The organism is Desulfovibrio ferrophilus (assembly GCF_003966735.1).
Lineage (GTDB): Bacteria > Desulfobacterota > Desulfovibrionia > Desulfovibrionales > Desulfovibrionaceae > Desulfovibrio_Q > Desulfovibrio_Q ferrophilus.
The window spans coordinates 3177345-3196488 of the sequence record NZ_AP017378.1 but is presented as its reverse complement, the minus strand read 5'-3'; the positions used below and the strand labels follow the sequence as shown (position 1 = coordinate 3196488).

Annotated in this window: 22 protein-coding genes and 1 other RNA gene; all 23 read left to right on the top strand. The window is 56.4% G+C overall.

From position 1 onward, the window contains the following. The first annotated feature begins 19 nt into the window (after positions 1-19). A complete protein-coding gene (locus EL361_RS14630) occupies positions 20-475 on the top strand; it encodes a bactofilin family protein (RefSeq protein ID WP_126380691.1) in 456 nt (151 codons plus the stop codon). 140 nt (positions 476-615) lie between these two features. Next, a complete protein-coding gene (locus tag EL361_RS14625) occupies positions 616-1032 on the top strand; it encodes an ATP synthase F0 subunit B (protein WP_126380690.1) in 417 nt (138 codons plus the stop codon). 90 nt (positions 1033-1122) lie between these two features. Further along, positions 1123-1689: a F0F1 ATP synthase subunit B gene (gene atpF, locus EL361_RS14620; RefSeq protein WP_232034800.1), complete on the top strand. Its 567-nt coding sequence runs from the start codon at positions 1123-1125 to the stop codon at positions 1687-1689. Beyond that, positions 1686-2237, top strand: a complete 552-nt coding sequence (gene atpH / locus EL361_RS14615) for an ATP synthase F1 subunit delta (protein ID WP_126380689.1) — start codon at positions 1686-1688, stop codon at positions 2235-2237. Before atpF ends, atpH begins: the two co-directional genes overlap by 4 nt. A gap of 3 nt (positions 2238-2240) precedes the next feature. Continuing rightward, positions 2241-3749 carry a F0F1 ATP synthase subunit alpha gene (gene atpA / locus EL361_RS14610; protein ID WP_126380688.1) on the top strand — a complete coding sequence of 503 codons (1509 nt, stop codon included), beginning with the start codon at positions 2241-2243 and terminating at the stop codon, positions 3747-3749. Positions 3750-3772: 23 nt separating this feature from the next. After that, on the top strand, positions 3773-4651 hold the full coding sequence (locus tag EL361_RS14605) for a F0F1 ATP synthase subunit gamma (RefSeq protein ID WP_126380687.1): 879 nt from the start codon (positions 3773-3775) through the stop codon (positions 4649-4651). A 17-nt stretch (positions 4652-4668) separates the two neighbouring features. Continuing rightward, complete coding sequence (atpD, locus tag EL361_RS14600; protein ID WP_126380686.1) at positions 4669-6081, top strand: F0F1 ATP synthase subunit beta; 1413 nt, start codon at positions 4669-4671, stop codon at positions 6079-6081. Between the two features lie 16 nt (positions 6082-6097). After that, the gene (locus EL361_RS14595; protein ID WP_126380685.1) at positions 6098-6523 is read left to right on the top strand and encodes a F0F1 ATP synthase subunit epsilon; all 426 of its coding nucleotides are present in this window, start codon (positions 6098-6100) and stop codon (positions 6521-6523) included. Positions 6524-6707: 184 nt separating this feature from the next. Beyond that, a complete protein-coding gene (gene glmU / locus EL361_RS14590) occupies positions 6708-8096 on the top strand; it encodes a bifunctional UDP-N-acetylglucosamine diphosphorylase/glucosamine-1-phosphate N-acetyltransferase GlmU (RefSeq protein WP_126381514.1) in 1389 nt (462 codons plus the stop codon). Between the two features lie 41 nt (positions 8097-8137). Continuing rightward, on the top strand, positions 8138-8368 hold the full coding sequence (gene zapB / locus EL361_RS14585) for a cell division protein ZapB (protein WP_126380684.1): 231 nt from the start codon (positions 8138-8140) through the stop codon (positions 8366-8368). Between the two features lie 14 nt (positions 8369-8382). After that, positions 8383-8664, top strand: a complete 282-nt coding sequence (zapA, locus tag EL361_RS14580; protein ID WP_126380683.1) for a cell division protein ZapA — start codon at positions 8383-8385, stop codon at positions 8662-8664. A gap of 3 nt (positions 8665-8667) precedes the next feature. Next, positions 8668-8852, top strand: a non-coding RNA gene (gene ssrS / locus EL361_RS14575) — 6S RNA. A 245-nt stretch (positions 8853-9097) separates the two neighbouring features. Beyond that, complete coding sequence (gene rny / locus EL361_RS14570) at positions 9098-10657, top strand: ribonuclease Y (RefSeq protein WP_126380682.1); 1560 nt, start codon at positions 9098-9100, stop codon at positions 10655-10657. Positions 10658-11022: 365 nt separating this feature from the next. Beyond that, positions 11023-11496, top strand: a complete 474-nt coding sequence (locus EL361_RS14565) for a cytochrome c family protein (protein WP_126380681.1) — start codon at positions 11023-11025, stop codon at positions 11494-11496. A 14-nt stretch (positions 11497-11510) separates the two neighbouring features. After that, positions 11511-13520 (top strand): methyl-accepting chemotaxis protein, encoded by a 2010-nt coding sequence (locus tag EL361_RS14560; RefSeq protein WP_126380680.1) that lies wholly within the window; start codon positions 11511-11513, stop codon positions 13518-13520. A gap of 75 nt (positions 13521-13595) precedes the next feature. Beyond that, the gene (locus EL361_RS14555; RefSeq protein WP_126380679.1) at positions 13596-13784 is read left to right on the top strand and encodes a PilZ domain-containing protein; all 189 of its coding nucleotides are present in this window, start codon (positions 13596-13598) and stop codon (positions 13782-13784) included. Between the two features lie 11 nt (positions 13785-13795). After that, on the top strand, positions 13796-13939 hold the full coding sequence (locus EL361_RS17125) for a hypothetical protein (RefSeq protein ID WP_172961776.1): 144 nt from the start codon (positions 13796-13798) through the stop codon (positions 13937-13939). A 178-nt stretch (positions 13940-14117) separates the two neighbouring features. Next, positions 14118-14699 carry a rubrerythrin gene (gene rbr / locus EL361_RS14550; RefSeq protein WP_126380678.1) on the top strand — a complete coding sequence of 194 codons (582 nt, stop codon included), beginning with the start codon at positions 14118-14120 and terminating at the stop codon, positions 14697-14699. Between the two features lie 70 nt (positions 14700-14769). Further along, complete coding sequence (locus EL361_RS14545) at positions 14770-15150, top strand: desulfoferrodoxin (RefSeq protein WP_126380677.1); 381 nt, start codon at positions 14770-14772, stop codon at positions 15148-15150. A gap of 29 nt (positions 15151-15179) precedes the next feature. Continuing rightward, the gene (gene rd / locus EL361_RS14540; RefSeq protein WP_126380676.1) at positions 15180-15338 is read left to right on the top strand and encodes a rubredoxin; all 159 of its coding nucleotides are present in this window, start codon (positions 15180-15182) and stop codon (positions 15336-15338) included. Between the two features lie 93 nt (positions 15339-15431). Beyond that, complete coding sequence (locus EL361_RS14535; protein ID WP_126380675.1) at positions 15432-16637, top strand: FprA family A-type flavoprotein; 1206 nt, start codon at positions 15432-15434, stop codon at positions 16635-16637. 80 nt (positions 16638-16717) lie between these two features. Then, complete coding sequence (locus EL361_RS14530; RefSeq protein WP_126380674.1) at positions 16718-18013, top strand: cytochrome ubiquinol oxidase subunit I; 1296 nt, start codon at positions 16718-16720, stop codon at positions 18011-18013. Positions 18014-18061: 48 nt separating this feature from the next. Next, positions 18062-19090, top strand: a complete 1029-nt coding sequence (gene cydB / locus EL361_RS14525; RefSeq protein ID WP_126380673.1) for a cytochrome d ubiquinol oxidase subunit II — start codon at positions 18062-18064, stop codon at positions 19088-19090. Positions 19091-19144: the final 54 nt, after the last annotated feature.

Sequence of the window (19144 nt, the reverse complement as noted above, 5' to 3'; positions counted from 1 at the left end):
CAGCTAAGGAGTTAATCAAATGGCACGTGACGAGATAAATGCATTTCTCGGTACCGGAACCACCTACCAGGGCAAGCTCGACTTTCAGGGCTCGGTTCGCATTGACGGCAACTTCAAAGGCGAAGTGACCTCCAAGGGCACACTTGTCGTAGGCAAGGAAGCCAATGTTGAAGGCACCGTCAGCGTCGGCCAACTCATCATCAGCGGCAAGCTGCATGGCGAAGTCCTGGCCAAGGAAAAAATTGTTCTGCACAAGACCGCCAACATCGTTGGCAGCCTGAATACCCCCTCGCTGGTCATCGAGGAAGGCGCGGTCCTGGAAGGGCAGATCACCATGGGAACGAAGAGCAGCCCCAAGCCTGCCGCAAAGGCCCCTGGCGCCCCCTCTCCGGGCGTTTCAAGCGCACCTCAGGCTGATAGTTCAACAAAGAACAAGCTCGGTGTTTCAACTGGTGTAACAACCATCGGGAAATAAGGTTTTTCCTTTCATTTAGCCTTGTTGTACGGGGCTTTAGACGGACACTCTCCAGGCAAAAACCCTTTGACAGGGGTGCCTAAATCCGCTAAAGCCCGTGTGACTTTGCTCAATAATTCACAACCTCCGAGAGGGCGAGTATGATCGATCTTGACAGCACGTTCTTTATCCAGTTCTTGAACTTCATCATCACTCTGGTGGTTCTGAACTTCCTCCTTATCCGCCCTATTCGCGACATCATCAGCAGACGCAACGATGCCATGTCCGCGATGGTTGATGAGGCAGAAAATTTCACGAACTCCGCCGAGGGCAAGCTGAAGAACTATCAGAAGCAGCTTGATGAGGCCCGCATTGCCGGGACCGAGAAGCGCAATGGCCTGAAGGACGAAGGCACTGCCCAGGAAAAGGGCATCCTGTCCGCCGCAGGCGAACAGGCAAGCGCCACCCTGAAGGCAGAGCGCGAGACCGTTGCAGGCGAAGTCCGCACCGCCATGGACGGCCTGAAGGGTCAGGTTGATGCGCTGGCCGGCAAAGCTGCCGACAAGGTGCTTGGCTAAGTTATTGAGTCCAAGGCGAAATCCGCAACACAGCGATTTCGCCTTGCCATATTTTAGGAACTGAACCGGTTGGACAAGGAGGGTTTCGCGTTGACAGTCTTGAAACGACTTTTACCCGCGATGCTGTTCGTGCTTGCTACCGCCACCGTGGCTTTGGCCTCGGAAGGTGGAGTACTGCACGAATCGATGATGACGACACTCTTTCGAGTGATCAACTTCGTCATCTTCATCGCGCTTATCTGGAAATTCGGTGGCAAGGCCATTGCCAACACGTTTGGTGGCCGCCGCAAGAACATCGAGACCCAGCTCACTGAACTCGAAGACCGCAAGCAGACTGCCGCTGGCAAGTTGGCTGATGTCGAAAAGAGCATCGCCAACATCGAAGCCGAGCGGGAAGAGATTCTTGCCGAGTTTGCCAGGCAGGGTGAGACCCTCAAGGCGTCCATCATCGAGAATGCCCAGATCTCCGCTGAGAAGATCAAGGAACAGGCTCTGATGACCGCTGCCAATGAGCGTAATGCCGCTCTGAAGGAAATCCGCGCCGAAGTCGCCGAGTTGGTCATCGAAGCAGCTGAAAAGGCTCTGGCAGGCAAGCTGTCTGCCGACGAGCATAACAAGCTGGTCAACGATTACTTAACCAAGGTGGTGCTCAATTGACGGCTAATATCGTTGCACGCAGATACGCCCGCGCACTGTTCTCCTTAGGACAGGGTACGGGTGACGCCGAAATGCAGGCGTACGGCAAAGATTTGGCCGCCCTCGTCGCAGTGCTGATGGAGTCTCCGGAACTGCTGAAGTTGTTCCGCAACCCCATCTTCACCCGCGAGGAGAAAAAGGCCATTGTGGAAAAGATTCTCTCCCAGACGAATCCCTCCACGATTGTTAAGAACTTTTGCTTCCTTCTGGCAGATAAGGACCGTTTGTCCGCCCTGCCGGAAATCGAAGCGTATTATGGCGTTTTGCTTGATGAAGCCAAGGGCATCGTTCGCGGTGAACTTGTCACAGCCATCGAGCTTGAAGACGCCAAGCAAATTGAAGTGAAGAAACAGCTTGCTGATCAGCTCGGCAAGGAGCTGATTCTTGATTTCTCGGCCGATGCCAATATCCTGGGTGGCGTTGTGCTCAAGGTTGGGGACAAGATCTTGGACGCGAGTCTCAAGGCACAGCTGAACGCGATGAAAGAACAGATCAAAAGGGGTGAGTAGGCGATGCAGATCAAAGCTGAAGAAATCAGTAAGATCATTGAGGATTCGATTCAAAATTACGAGTCCAAGGTTGAGATGTCCGAGACCGGCACCGTACTCTACGTTGGTGACGGTATTGCCCGTGTCCACGGCGTCGAGAACGTCATGGCCATGGAGCTGCTGGAATTTCCTGGCGGCCTGATGGGCATGGCCCTCAACCTCGAAGAGGACAACGTCGGTGTGGCCCTGTTGGGCGATGACACCGGCATCAAGGAAGGCGACCCGGTCAAACGTACCGGCAAGATCTTCTCCGTGCCCGTCGGCGACGCCGTTCAGGGCCGTGTCATTAACCCTCTTGGCCAGCCTATCGACGGTTTGGGCCCCATTGACTCCAAGGACCTGCGTCCGGTCGAGTTGAAGGCCCCGGGCATCATTGCCCGTAAGTCGGTACATGAATCCATGTACACTGGCCTGAAGGCCATTGACGCCATGACCCCCATCGGTCGTGGCCAGCGCGAGCTGATCATTGGTGACCGTCAGACCGGTAAGACCGCTGTCTGCCTGGACGCCATCCTGGCTCAGAAAGACTCCGATGTGCACTGCATCTACGTCGCCATCGGCCAGAAGAAAGCTTCTGTTGCCCTGGTTGCCGACGTTCTGAAGAAGCACGGCGCGATGGAGTACACCACCATCATCTCCGCTACCGCTTCCGAGCCCGCGCCCCTGCAGTTCATTGCTGCTTACACCGGCGCCACCATCGGTGAGTTCTACCGCGACAACGGCAAGCATGCTCTGATCATTTACGATGATCTCTCCAAGCAGGCTACTGCCTACCGCCAGATGTCCCTGCTTCTTCGTCGTCCTCCGGGACGTGAGGCCTTCCCTGGCGACGTTTTCTACCTCCACTCCCGCTTGCTGGAGCGTTCCGCCAAGGTCAACGATTCCTTGGGTGCCGGTTCTCTGACCGCACTGCCCATCATCGAGACCCAGGCCGGTGACGTGTCCGCGTACATCCCGACCAACGTTATCTCCATCACCGACGGTCAGGTGTACCTCGAGCCCAACCTGTTCAACGCTGGTGTGCGTCCCGCAATCAACGTCGGTCTGTCCGTCTCCCGAGTTGGTGGCGCGGCCCAGATCAAGGCGATGAAGCAGGTTGCCGGTACCATGCGTCTGGACATGGCCCAGTATCGTGAGTTGGCCGCCTTCGCGCAGTTCGGCTCCGACCTGGACAAGGGAACCAAAGCCAAGCTGGATCGCGGCGCTCGTCTGGTGGAACTGCTCAAGCAGCCCCAGTACAAGCCGCAGTCGGTTCAGGATCAGGTTGCTTCCATGTACGCCGCTACCCGCGGTTTCATGGATGATGTAGCTGTGGAGAACATCGCCCGCTTTGAGGCCGAGTTCTTCGAGTTCATGCACAACTCCAAGGCTGACGTCCTGAACGACATCAAGGAAAAGCAGGTCATCGACGACGACGTCGAAGGTCGCTTGAAGGCCGCCATCGAAGAGTTCAAAAAAACCTTCCAGGCCTAACCTAACGCGAGGGAGGAAATGCAATGCCTTCGCTGAAGGATGTTGAACTGAAAATACACGGCGTCAAGAAGACCAAGCAGATCACCAAGGCCATGAATATGGTGGCCTCGGCAAAACTTCGGAGCGCTCAGGGTAAAATCGAAAGATTCAAGCCCTACGCTGACAAGTTTTATGAGATGCTTGGCGATCTGGCTGGCCGCGCGGACGGGGGAGCTCATCCCCTGCTCGAAGTTCGTGACGAGATTAAGACTTCCGCCATCGTTCTGGTCACTTCCGACCGTGGACTGTGCGGCAGCTTCAACTCGAACATGATCAAGCTGGCCAACAAAATCGCCACCGAGAAACAGGCCGAAGGCAAAGAAGTCAAATTCTACTGCATCGGCAAAAAGGGCAACGCCGTCTTCAAGAAGACGGACATGGAAATCATCATTGGAAAGAATGATGCCATGGGTGCCTTTGACTTCTCGCTGGCCAATGAGATCGGCATGGACGTCATCAATGCGTACCTGGCCGGTGACCTCGATGAAGTAACCCTGATCTTCGGTGAATTCATCAGTGTTGCCAAGCAGGAAGCCGTTTCCATGACTCTGCTGCCCATGTCCTCCGACGCTTCCACGGAAGTTGAAGGAGCCGACAGCGGAGCTGAATACATCTATGAGCCTGATGTTGAGGGCCTGCTCGCTGAGCTGCTGCCCCGCTTCATCAAGGTCCAGATGTATCGCGGCATGCTCTCCACTTCCGCGTCTGAGCACGCGGCACGGATGGCTGCCATGGATAACGCGACCCGGGCTTGTGATGATATGGTTGAATCGCTGACGCTGCTCTACAATAAGACCCGTCAGACCGCCATCACTGGCGAACTCATGGACATTGTCGGCGGCGCAGAAGCGCTGAAAGGATAAGGAAGGGGTAGATAGCAATGAGTAACAATGGAAAAATCGTTCAGGTCATCGGCGCCGTTTTGGACGTCGAGTTCCCGGCCGGTCAGCTTCCGAACATTCTGACCGCATGTAATATTAATAACCCAAACAACACCGATGCTCCTGATCTGGTCGTTGAGGTTGCCCAGCACTTGGGTGACAACATCTGCCGTTGCATCGCCATGGACGCCACCGAAGGTCTCGTCCGCGGCATGGAAGTCATCAACACCGGCGCTCCCATCACCGTTCCCGTTGGTGCAGCCTCCCTGGGCCGCATCATGAACGTTGTGGGTCGCCCCGTGGACGAACTTGGCCCCATCGGCGCCGAGAAGAGCATGCCCATTCACCGGCCTGCTCCTGAGTTCACCGAGCTCTCCACCAAGATTGAGCTGCTCGAAACCGGCATCAAGGTCGTTGACCTGCTCATCCCCTTCCCCAAGGGCGGTAAGATGGGCCTGTTCGGCGGCGCCGGTGTCGGCAAGACCGTTATCCTGATGGAGATGATCAACAACATCGCCAAGCAGCACGGTGGTATCTCCGTGTTCGCAGGTGTTGGTGAGCGTACTCGTGAGGGCAACGACCTTTACCACGAAATGAAAGACGCCGGCGTTCTCGAGAAAGCCGCGTTGATTTACGGCCAGATGAACGAACCTCCGGGAGCCCGTGCTCGCGTTGCCCTGACTGCCCTGACTTGTGCGGAGTACTTCCGTGACGAAGAAGGCCAGGACGTGCTGTTGTTCGTTGACAACATCTTCCGTTTCACCCAGGCCGGTTCCGAGGTCTCCGCACTGCTCGGCCGTATGCCCTCCGCAGTTGGTTACCAGCCGACTCTGGGCACCGACCTTGGTGGCCTGCAGGAGCGTATTACCTCCACAACCAAGGGTTCCATCACTTCCGTCCAGGCCGTTTACGTCCCTGCTGACGACTTGACTGACCCCGCGCCGGCTACCACCTTCTCGCACCTTGACGGAACTCTCGTTCTGTCCCGTCAGATCGCCGAGCTGGGCATCTACCCTGCAGTTGACCCGCTGGACTCCACCTCCCGCATCCTGGACCCCAACGTCCTTGGTGAGGTGCACTACGCCACCGCGCGTCAGGTCCAGATGATGCTGCAGAAGTACAAGGACCTCCAGGACATCATCGCTATCCTGGGTATGGACGAGCTGTCTGATGAGGACAAACTCACCGTGCACCGTGCTCGTCGCATCCAGCGCTTCCTGTCTCAGCCCTTCCACGTGGCCGAAGTATTCACCGGTACCCCCGGCGAATACGTAAGCCTGCAGGACACCATCAAAGCCTTCTCCGAGATTCTTGAAGGCAAGTACGATGACCTGGCTGAGAACGACTTCTACATGGTCGGCGGAATCGACATGGCCATCGAGAAGGCCAAGAAGCGTCAAGCCGAAGCTTAAGCCCTAGGAGGCCCACATGGCTACGCTGCAACTTGAAATCGTGACTCCCGATCGCCTCGTTCTGAGCGAAGAGGTGGAGTACGTCGGAGCTCCGGGATACGAGGGCGAATTTGGTATTCTGCCCAACCATATCCCGTTCCTGACGGCCTTACAGGTCGGGAACCTGTACTATAAGGACGGCGGTAAGACGTTCTACGTCTTCGTCGCCGGTGGATTCGCCGAGGTCTCCGATAACAAGGTGACCATCATGGCTGAAGTCGCCGAGATGGCTACCGAGATCGACGCTGATCGAGCCCGCAAGGCCCGTGAACGTGCCGAGCAACGGATGGCCCAGCAACAAGAAAACATGGAGAGTGCTCGCATGCAGGCCGCTTTGGCCCGCTCCCTGGCACGCATCTCCTGCCGTGACCGCGCCCAGGCGGCCGGCACCTGCAGCAACTAAGCCGCAGGCTATCGCTACTGCCCCTGAGAGGCGGGTCGCTTTTTGCGGCCCGCCTCTTTCGGTTTGCAAGGGCTTGTTCCGCACTGGACAAGTGACCATACACCGATGTAATTCCCGGTGAGTCCATGCCGTGAGCAGGATCGATACGTCCCGCCACGGCCAACCCAAGCTGCGAGTAGATTCCATGGCGACTGCATTTGACGGAAAAGGGCTGGCTGCACTTGTCCTGGCCGCGGGAAAGGGAACGCGCATGCGCTCCGAAAAACCCAAGGTACTTCACACCCTGCTGGATGTGTCCATGCTCGGCTATGTCTATGACGCACTGGACGCTATCCCCCCTGAGACCTTGCTGACCGTGATCGGCCATGGTTCCGAACAGGTTAAGAACACCTTTCCGCAGCGGGAATCAGGATTCATCCTCCAGACACGCCAACTCGGCACGGGCCATGCCCTGCAAACGGCATGGAAACAGCTTGAAGAAAGGGCCCCGGAGACCGTTCTCGTGGTCAATGGTGACACCCCCCTGATTTCAACAGCCAGCCTGATCGCACTGGTCGACACCTTTCGTGCCGATCAGGCTGACCTCGCTTTCCTGACCGTCAGCCTGAATGACGCAGGTGCATACGGGCGCGTGGTCAGAAACGCTGATGATTCCGTTGCTGCCATCATTGAAGCCAAAGACTACGACGAAATCCTGCATGGACCTGAAAACGGCGAAATCAATGCTGGCATCTATGCCTTGCGCATGTCAGCCATCAAGCCTCTGCTGGAACTCTTGTCCGACGACAACGCCAGTGGCGAATTTTATATTACGGATCTGATTGCCCTGGGAGTCGAACGCGGCCTCAAAGTCCGTGCCGTACGCGGCGGGCAGGACCTGTCACTACTGGGAGTCAACAGCCCCGCCGAACTGGTTGCAGCCGAAGACCTGCTCCGTCAGCGGATTGTCAACGCCCATCTGAACAATGGCGTGATCATCCGCCAGCCCGCACAGGCCATCATCGGCCCCAAGGTCATACTTGAGCCAGGCTGTGAACTGGCTGGCCCCTGCGAGTTGATTGGAGACTGCAGTGTGGCCGCTGGTGCCAGCATCGGCCCCAATGTCTGGATCAAGGATTCACACATTGGTACCGGCAGCATCATAAAACCATTCTCGCACCTTGAAGAAGCCCGAGTCGACCGGGACTGCCAGATCGGGCCATACGCACGCTTGAGACCTCAGGCCGTGGTCGAAGATCAGGCCAGGGTTGGTAATTTTGTTGAAATGAAAAAGGCCATTCTGCATCAGGGGGCCAAGGCAAGCCACCTGACTTACCTGGGAGATGCCGAGGTCGGTGCCGGGGCAAACATCGGTGCAGGGACCATCACCTGCAACTATGATGGAGTGAACAAGCACCGCACAGTCATCGGTGAAAAAGCTTTTATTGGTAGTAATACCGCGCTTGTAGCACCTGTAACCATAGGCAAGGGAGCCGTGGTTGGTGCCGGCAGCGTAATCACCAAAAACGTCGAACCCGAAACTCTGGCCATCACCCGTTCCAAGCAGAAAAGTCTTCCCTGGCCCAAGAAATAACATCTCTTGATTTCGTAGTTCGAACAGGATAATTTTCGTTTATGGAAATTCTGAGCAGATTAGAAACCAAAATCGAGTCCATGCTTCTGAAGATCAGGTCTCTTGAAGACGACAACCGTCGTTTGAGGGATGAAAACGAACGCGGACAGTCCGACCTGAAGGCCGAAAATGCTCGACTGCGCGAAGAGCTCGACCGTGAGCGAGGCGCTAAAGACGAGGTCCTCGGCAGGATCGACGGACTACTGCAACGTTTGCAGGATGAGACAATCTAGCTGGAGAGGGGTCGATGCCAAGCTACACCCTCTCTGTCCTGGATCTTGAGGTATCTTTCAAGGCACAGGCCGACCATGAGCGGGTCCAGGCAGCCAAAGAGCTCCTGGAAGACCGCTACAAAGAATTGACGCAACACGGAAGACGGTTAAGCAAGGAGAAACTGCTGACATTTCTGGCTCTAGGCCTCGCAGATGATCTTTTGCAAAATAAGGAAGAGCTGGCTGATCTGATGGAAAGACTGGCCAACCTGGATGCAAAGATTGACCAGGCCGAAGCGCTGACGACTGGCGTTTGACATATCTCCCTGGGGCGTTTGTGATTGTTTGGTAATCGTTGAGCCAACATTCACCAATCGGGAGCTGCTTTTAGGCCGGCCCGTGTGCAGACCCGCGCAAGCGGGGAGCCTGACGGCAGGCACAGCGGCGCCCACCTTGCAACAGCAAGGTTCAAGATGGCCGGACAACACGGCCTCCCGGGGATCGATTTATATAGTTCAAGAATAACAACCGTACATCGAAATAGCGACCGTACATCTCAAACGCCGCCTTAGTCATGCCTACGCCGCCCAGAGCCGGACGGTGTCCCAACAGCCCGGATCATACGGGCAGCAGTTTCATTGCACCCCCGCTTCCGTTTTATGGAAACGCCGCAGGCGCGCTCTTCGCGTAGGAGCCCGCCGCCAACATATCGGGCATGCGGCAGCCCGTAGTTCATAAAGGGAGTGCGCCATGAGCGTAGAATACATCATCACCGCCTTAGTGGGAGCGGCAGCAGGAGCCGGAGGCGGATATGTCTTACACAATTACATTTCATCCAAACGTGTAGAAGGAGCCAAGGACCTGGCAGACAGAATTCTCGAAGAAGCCAGGAAGGACGCTCAAGCTGAACGCAAGGAATACATGCTTCAGGCTCAGGACGAGATTCTCGTCCTGAAAAAGGAAGTTCAGGACGAATACAAGGACCGCGACAAGGACGTTAAAAAACGCGAAGCCAAGGTCCAGGAAAAAGAAGAGCGGCTGGAGACCAAGACCGACAAGCTCAACCAGAAGGATTCTGAGCTGGTGGCCTTGGAAAAGCGTCTGTCCCGGCACGAGCGCAGCTTGACCGAGAAGGAAGAGCAACTTGACCAGATGACCGCTGAACAAAACCACAAGCTCGAAGAAATTTCGGGACTGACTGCCGAGGAGGCCAAACAGCGCCTGCTTACGGAAGTCGAATCCCAGACCCGTCACGAGTCTGCAAAAATGATCCGGCAGATCGAGATGGAAGCCAAGGAAACTGCGGACCGCAAGGCCAAAGAAGTTCTGGCTTCTGCGGTGCAACGCTACTCCGGCGACTTCGTTGCCGAGAACACCGTCGCTGCCGTGACCCTGCCCAGTGAAGACATGAAGGGCCGCATCATTGGCCGCGAGGGTCGCAACATCCGCGCCCTGGAAGCCGCTACCGGTGTCGACCTGATCATTGATGACACCCCCGAGACCGTCGTCCTTTCGGCATTTTCACCGCTGCGGCGCCAGATTGCCAAAATGGCCCTCGAGCGTTTGATCAGCGACGGGCGCATCCACCCCGCTCGCATTGAGGACGTGGTCAAGAAGGTCGAGCAGGAAATGGACGTCAAGCTCAGGGAGATCGGCGAACAGGCCACCTTTGATGCTGGTGTTCATGGCATTCACCCGGATATCATCCGCCTGCTGGGCCAACTCCAGTACCGCACCAGCTTCTCGCAGAACGTGCTGCAACATTCCCTGGAAGTGTCCTCGCTGTGCGGTATCATGGCCGCCGAGTTGGGCCTCGACCAGAAAAAAGCCAAGCGTGCGGGACTTCTGCACGACATCGGCAAGGCCGTTGACCACGAGATCGAAGGCCCTCACGCTCTGATCGGTGCTGACCTCGCCAAAAAGTACGGTGAAGGCAAGGATATGATCCACGCCATTGCCGCTCACCACGAGGACCAACCTCCCACCACCATCCTGGCCGTTCTCGTCCAGGCGGCGGACAGCCTCTCCGGCGCCCGCCCCGGTGCGCGCAAGGAACTCCTGGAGAACTACGTCAAGCGTCTGGAGGAACTGGAAGGTATTGCCACCGGTTTCGAAGGCGTTGCCAAGGCATACGCTATCCAGGCAGGACGAGAGATTCGAGTCATGGTAGATTCAGAGCGAGTGGACGATGACCAGACCCATATCCTGTGCAAGGATATCTCGCAGAAGATCGAGGAGAACATGACCTACCCCGGACAGATTCGCGTGACCTGCATCCGCGAACGCCGAGCCGTTGGGTACGCGAAGTAAGCAACGCTCCATCATTGCATCTCAGGGCCGATCCGGAAATCCGGGTCGGCCTTTTTTTGTAGTATGTATGCAGAAACCTCATGCTTCCAGCGGGTTGGACGAGCATCCATAACTTTTTTACATTTTATCGCCCCTTGACTCTTATTCTTTCTAAATATTCCATTATATTGGCTAGATAAAATAACGAGGTGAAACCAACCGTAAAACGTATCACAGCACAGAGATCTTATCGATTTATTCGATCATCATCGAATACAAGCTGTTACATTATGCCTACTACACAGGGTGTGATTCGGTAATTTATTTGACAAAACTGACGGTTAACGCAATAGGGTACACAATGGCCTTAAAACGGGAGGAATGGTATGAAAAACCGGGTTGTTGTCTTCATTGCCTGTGCCGTTTGTGTCTCTCTATCTCTCTTGATCACCCGCCCTGCGCAAACCGGGCAAGCCACGTATGTGGGCTCCAACGCCTGTTCCGAATGCCATGACGAACAGTTCGAAAACTTTGAACAGTTTGCCAAGAAAGCCCACTCAGATCGCAGCATCAAAATCATGGCTTCCGATCTGACCAAGGAAGAACTTCAAGAATGCTACGCCTGTCATACGACAGGCTATGGGCAACCTGGTGGGTTCGTCAGCTTCGAGGAAACCCCCGAAATGGCCCATGCAGGCTGCGAAGTCTGTCACGGTCCTGGTTCCGAGCATGTCGCCGAGGGAGGCGACCCCGACCTGATCAAGGGCACACTTGCCCTTGAAGATTGCGAGACCTGTCACAACGCCGATCGTGTCGGGGCGTTCAACTTCAAGCCGCTCCTGTACGGCGGGGCTCACTAGGGAAAGGGGGAACCATGAATTTCATTCGCAAGTCTCTGGGCATCAAAATCATCCTGCCTGTCTCCGTGATCACGGTGATCACCTTTGCGATCCTCGGGTTTACCAACTCGCAGCAGCATCGCTCTGCCACCGCTGAACTCATCAACCATTCCGCGACGCAAATGGCCTCCATCCTCCTCTCCGCCATTGAGGAGCCCATGGCAATCGGAGACAACGAAGGCACGGTGGGCCAGCTGCGCAAAGTGGCCAAAAACTATCCAGACGTCACCGTCTATCTGACAAACTACAAAGGCAACATCACCTACTCCACGGACGAAGGCACGCTGCGCCGGGACATGGCTGAAGTTCGCAATATTCCAGAGTTCCTGCCCTGCCTCGAAAAAAGTCTGAAGCAGGACATGAGCAAAGGCGTGCAGCTCAAGCACGGCGATCAATCCTTTTTCGTCGCGGTGGACACCATTCCCAACCACAAGGAATGTTACCACTGCCACGGCAGTTCACAGGAAATTTTGGGAACCATGGTCCTGTTCCAGGATATCAGCCCCCAGATGGCCAAGGTCGCGGCCTCCGAGCGCACGACCGCCATCATCTCCTTTGCTGGCGCAATCTTCCTGCTGCTCCTGCTCGGGCTGTTCATCAAGAAGATCGTCATCAGCAAAATAGTGACCATCGCCGCCATTAGTGACCGTATCCGCGAGGGCGACTACAGCGCACAATTCGAAGTCGTTGGACATGATGAACTCGCCAATCTGGCCGACAACCTCAAGGTTATGGTCCAGACGGTTCAGGACCAATTAGAATACAACAAGGGCGTCCTGCAAGGCATCATCATCCCCTTGTTCGTCACGGACAACGACAGCCGTTTCAATTACATCAACGCTCCGCTACGCAATATCCTTGGCCTGTCTGAGGATGAAATCGTCGGCCATACCCTGGCCTCGATCTTCACGGACAGCGAACACGGTGACGTTGCCAACCAGGTCATTGCCAGTGGTCAGAGCAAGAACGGCCAGATGGAATATACCCGCAGTGATGGAGTCGCCTTCCCGCTGCACTACGAGATCTCGCCACTCAAGGACGCCGCAGACAATATCGTTGGCGCCATTGGCATGATGATCGATCTGACCCAGGAAGAGCGCGACAAGGAGCGCATCCGCGCCCAGCGAGAAAACCTGCTTCAGGTTGCCAATGAAGTGGCCGGTGTCGCCAACAACCTGAACGACTCTGCGGGTGAACTCTCACGCCAGATGAATGAAGTGACCAACGGCATGGCAGAGACTGCCGGCCAGACCTCCCAGGTGGCTACGGCCATGGAAGAGATGAACGCCACAGTCATGGAAGTGGCCCAGAATGCGGGCAAGGCTTCTGATGCTTCTGACGCAGCTTCCAGCGTTGCCAAGGGCGGCGGGAAAGAGGTCGAACGCACGGTCGAGGAAACCCGCGAAATGGCTCGCACCACCGAGGCTCTGGCCGAGACCTTGAACGATCTCTCAACCAAGGCCGAAAACATTGGTGCCGTCATGGCGGTCATCAACGACATTGCCGACCAGACCAACCTCCTGGCCCTCAATGCCGCTATCGAAGCCGCACGTGCCGGCGAAGCCGGACGCGGATTTGCCGTGGTGGCAGACGAAGTACGCAAGCTGGCGGAAAAGACCATGGGCGCGACCCAGGAAGTCGACTCTGCCATCACCGCCATTCAGTCCAGCGCCAAGGAAGCCGTGGAAGAAATGACCAACACACGCGAGCGTGTGGGGCATACCGAACAGATGGCAGAAGCTGCTGGCCAAGTCCTCAAGGAGATCGTGGAACAATCCGACTCCATCGCCGACATGGTTCGCTCCATCGCCACCGCTTCTGAGCAACAGTCCGCGACCAGTGAAGAGATCAACATCAACGTCACCGGAATCAACGAACTCTCACAAAGCATCTCGACGCGCATCAACGAGGCCAACACCTCCATTCAGGAAGTGGCGGCCATGTCCGAAAAGCTGTCCACTCTGGTGGAGAAGTTTAAGGAATAATATACACCTTGGATTTTCCCCCGGGCATAAGGTATGTTGCAATGACTGTGACAAACCAAGCCCGGGGGATTTTTCATGTCCACAACCGCCGATTCCGACCGCAGGCGCCATCCGCGCATCATCCTCAAAGCCTTCGGCTTCAAGACCAAATGCCAATTCACTGTTGAATCAGCAAAGACGGACGTCACACTCATCGACCTGAGCCCCGGAGGCGCACGACTCAAGACTATTGTGGCCGCCCCCCGGGAAAAGGCACACAGCTGATCCTGGACACCATGCTCCCCAACACGCGTCAGCCTCTGAACCATCTGGCAGCCACGGTCTGCTGGACCAACAACGATGAATTCGGCGTGGCCTTCAACCCCGAACTGGAAATCAGTACAGCAGAACTCCAAGCCCTCATCGACGCCCGAACCTGACTCTCGGGGTTCTCACCCCTGACTTCTCTCCGGGACACGACCTCACAAACTCAAGGCTGGTTGCCACGTGTATTCAAAGGCTGTATATCCTTTAACGGATAGCATTTTTTAGTATAACGACGTCCGTCAACAGGGCAGATGCCCGATAACCTCGAACACATCACAAGGAGGGTTGCCGATGAAACCCCTCAAAGGCACCAAAACAGAAGTCAATCTGCTCACGGCCTTCGCCGGTGAGTCCCAGGCTCGCAATCGCTACGACTATTTTGCCTCCATCGCCAAGAAGGACGGCTACGTGCAGATCATGCATATCTTCCAGGAAACTGCCCTACAGGAGAAGGAGCACGCCAAGCGTCTGTTCAAGTACCTGACCGAAGGGCATGAGGTCACCATCTCCGCAGGATTCCCTGCAGGCAAAATGGGCTCGACCCTGGAAAATCTCTACGCTTCTGCCGAAGGTGAAAAACACGAACACGAGATCATGTATCCTGAGTTTGCCGTGATCGCCGAACAGGAAGGACTTGTCGAAATCGCCAACACCTTCAAGGCCATTGCCGTGGCAGAGGCCTTCCACGAGGAACGCTACCGGGCCTTTATCCATAATATCGAGAAGGATATCGTCTTCGCCCGCCCGGGTCAGGACATCATGTGGCGTTGCCGTAACTGCGGCTACATTCACCACGGCCCTGAGGCCCTTGATGAGTGCCCCGCCTGTGTCCATCCACGAGCACACTTCGAAATCGCTTGCAAAAACTGGTAATCCAGGTAATAGGAACCATTAGCAATTAATAACCAAGTGGGGGAGACCCCTCAACATCTGGAGAAGTGACATGCCAGAATTGCTCGAAGTGTATAAGTGCCAAGCGTGCGGGAATATCGTTGAAGTGCTTCATGGCGGCGCCGGTGACCTGGTCTGCTGTGGCGAGAACATGAAGCTATTCAAGGAAAACACCGTTGATGCAGCCCAGGAAAAACACGTGCCCGTTATCGAGAAGACCGAGAGCGGCTACAAGGTCACCGTGGGCAGTGTGGCACACCCCATGGAAGAAAAACACTGGATTGAATGGATCGAGCTCATCGCCGACGGCAAGTCCTATACCCAGTTCCTGAACCCCGGGCAGGAGCCTGTCGCCGAATTCTGCGTCAAGGCCGACAAGGTCAGCGCACGCGAGTACTGCAACCTGCACGGCCTGTGGAAGGCCGAGGCCTAACCTCAACCAGAGAAGAGAGATAAAACATCATGGATAAATACGTCTGCACCATCTGTGGCTATGTCTATGACCCCGCCGAAGGCGATCCCGATTCCGACGTTGCAGCGGGCACCAAGTTCGAAGACGTCCCCGAGGACTGGGTCTGCCCTGTCTGCGGAGCACCCAAAGATCAGTTCGAAAAGGAATAGTCAGCATTGACGACAAGCGGGAGGGCCTTGGCCCTCCCGATACATCCCTGGCCGGGGACGCCCGGCATCACTTATCAGAAAAAGAGACCAAGCATGCGACCCGTTGAAATCAAAGAAGGCATCTGGTGGGTAGGAGCCGTGGACTGGAACACCATCGACTTCCACGGTTATTCCCTGGCGCGCCACGGAACCACCTACAACGCCTATCTCGTCATGGATGAGAAGATCACCCTGTTCGACACGGTCAAGGCACCGTTCGTCGAGCAGTTCCTGGATACCATCGCCCAGGTGGTGGACCCCTGCAAAATCGACTACATCGTGGCCAACCACCTGGAACCCGACCACAGCGGCGCCCTGCCGCAAATGATCCAGGCCTGCAGCCCTGAAAAAGTCTTCTGTTCGCCCATGGGCGTGCGCGCCATTGATGCCCACTTCCATCCCCAGGGATGGCCCGTGGAGGCCGTCAAGTCCGGTTCATCCATTTCCCTGGGCAAGCGCAACGTGCACTTCATCGAAGCACGCATGCTGCACTGGCCCGACTCCATGCTGTCCTACATTCCCGAAGACAAGCTGCTCATTCCCAACGACGCCTTCGGTCAGAACATCGCATCCACCGAACGCTTTGTGGACGAGATGGACCGCAGCTTCGTCAAACGCCGCATGACCGAATACTACGGCAACATCGTGACTCCGTTCTCGCAGGTCGTGGACAAGATTCTCGATGCCGTGGACGAAATGAACCTGGAGATCGACATGATCGCCCCGGACCACGGACTGATCTTCCGTGGCGCCGAAGACGTGGCCTTTGCCCTGGATTCCTACCGCGAATATGCCGCACAGGAAGACACCAACCGGGCCGTGGTCGTGTACGACACCATGTGGCACTCCACAGAGAAAATGGCACAGGCCATTGCCGATGGCCTGACCGACGAAGGCGTGTCCGTGAAGATCATGGCTCTCAAATCATTCCACCACTCCGAGGTGATGAGCGAAATCTTCCAGGCCGGAGCCGTGGTGGTGGGATCACCCACTCACAACAATGGCATCCTGCCACTAGTGGCCGATCTGCTGACCTACATGAAGGGGTTGAAGCCCCAGAACAAAATCGCCGCGGCCTTTGGTTCCTTTGGCTGGAGTGGCGAATGCGTCAAGGTCATCACCCAGTGGCTGGAAGATATGAAATTCGAGGTCGTGGACCCCGCAGTAAAAATCAAACATGTACCCGATCAGGCGATGCTGGACCAATGCGTCGAGCAGGGACGCGCCGTGGGCAAAGCCCTGAAGGCCAAGCTCAAATAAGATGAATACCACCGGGGGGCCCCGCGCCCCCCGATGACCCATACATTCTTACTAAAACTCTTCAACCAAAGGGGGGCTCCATGGACGTTTTGATGCTGTCCAGGCTCCAGTTTGCTGCGGCCACGATGTTCCACTTCATCTTCGTGCCGTTGACCCTGGGCCTGTCGATTCTGGTTGCCATCATGGAAACCAGATACGTGAGCACAGGTGACGAAACGTACAAACGCATGGCCAAGTTCTGGGGCAAACTCTTCCTCATCAACTTTGCTCTGGGCGTTGTCACCGGCATCACCCTGGAATTCCAGTTTGGCACCAACTGGTCGCGTTACTCGGCCTATGTGGGCGACATCTTCGGCTCGCTCCTGGCCATCGAAGCTACCGTGGCCTTTTTCCTGGAATCCACATTCATTGCTGTCTGGGTCTTCGGCTGGGATCGGCTGTCCCCCAAAATGCACTGTTTCGCCATCTGGATCGTGGCCATTGCCTCCAATCTTTCCGGACTATGGATCCTGCTAGCCAACGGATTCATGCAAAACCCCGTGGGCTATGTGATGCGCAACGGTCGTGCCGAACTCGACAATTTTTTCGATGTCATCACCAACACCACCGGACTGCTGCAATTCATGCACATGATCCCCGCCGCTATCATGCTGGCCGGTTTCTTCATCATGGGCATCTCCGCCTGGCATCTGTTGCGTAAAAACGAAGAAGCCTTTTTCACCAGATCTTTCAAGATCGGCATGGGCGCCGCACTGATCTTCTCGGTTCTCGTTGCAGCCGGGGGACATATCCACGGCAACAATACCGCCCTGATGCAGCCTGCCAAGCTTGCGGCCATGGAATCGCACTGGGAGACCCAGACCAACGCGCCCATGTATCTGCTGCAAATGCCCAGCCTGACCGAGGACGGCAACATGATTCAGGCGCTGCCCATTCCAGGGCTGCTGTCGTTTCTGGCCTTCAATGACGTCAACGCCGAGGTCACCGGGCTGAACGACATCCCGGAACAGGACCGTCCGCCTGTGCTGCTGACCTTCCTCTCGTTCCGGCTGATGGTGGGCCTGGGAACACTGTTCCCTCTGGTTGCCGGGCTGGCCTTCCTGTTCCGCAACAGATTGGACAAATTCCCGCTGCTGAGGTTCCTGCCCTGGATGATCCCACTGCCCTACATCGCCATCTTCGCAGGCTGGACCGTAACCGAAGTCGGCCGTCAGCCCTGGATCGTGCAGGGCCTGATGCGCACCTCGGATGCCGTGTCGCCTCTGGCGACATCACAGGTGGTGTTCTCCTTCGTGATGCTCAGCCTGATCTACGCCCTGCTCGGGGCCGTGGATATCTTCCTGATGATGAAATACGCCCGCAAGGGACCGGAATAGGCCGATGCCCTGCATCGACGACAACCTGAGACCTGAGAGGGTACGATCATGACTCTTGAAACCATCTGGTTCCTTCTGTGGGGCGTGTTATGGGCCATCTACTTCGTCCTTGACGGCTTCGACCTCGGGATGGGAACGCTGTTGCCCTTCATCGCCAAGAACGAAACCGAAAAACGCACCATCTACAACGCGGCCGGCCCCTTTTGGGACGGCAACGAAGTCTGGCTGATCACTGCAGGCGGTGTGACTTTCGCGGCCTTCCCTGCAGCCTACGCAGCTTTGTTCAGCGGCATGTACACCGCTCTGTTCCTGTTGCTGTTCGCACTCATCTTGCGCGGAGTATCTTTTGAATTCCGCAGCAAGGTGGATAACGACTCCTGGCGCAAGGTCTGGGACACCTGCCACTTCCTGGGCAGTTTCCTGCCCGCCCTGCTGCTGGGCGTGGCCTTTGCCAACATCTTCCGCGGCATCCCCCTGGATGCCCAGGGCGTGAATCAGGAAGGGCTGCTCCAACTCCTGAATCCCTACGGCCTGTTCGGTGGCGTGCTCTTTGTGGTGATGTTCACCATGCACGGCGCCATCTGGCTAGCCATCAAATCCGGCGGCGACCTGCACGAGCGAGCCAAGGCCGTGGCCATCAAAACCTGGCCCGTGGCCGTGGTGGGCACGGTACTCTTTCTGGCCTACACCAGCATCGAGACCATGCTTTTCAATAACTATATGAAGAACCCGCTGCTGTTCTTGGTCCTGCTCGGTGCCGTGCTGGGCCTGATCTCGGTCCGCCCGGCCCTGGGTTCCGGCAAGATGTGGCGCGCCTGGACCAGCTCTGCTGTATTCATCGCCGGGGTGACACTGTTTGGGGTCATCGGCCTGTTCCCGGCCCTGCTGCCGTCCAACCTGAACCCGGCCTGGAGCATGACCATCTACAATTCGGCCTCCAGCCCACTGACCCTGAAAATCATGCTGGGTGTGGCCCTGGTCATGGTGCCCATTGTCCTGGCCTACCAGGCCTGGGTCTACCGGACCTTCTCCCACAAGATCACTCAGGAAGACCTGGACTACAAGGAAGCCTACTAGCCCCTGCCTTCCCCTGAAGAGATCGCCCCGGCATCAGACGATGCCGGGGTTTTT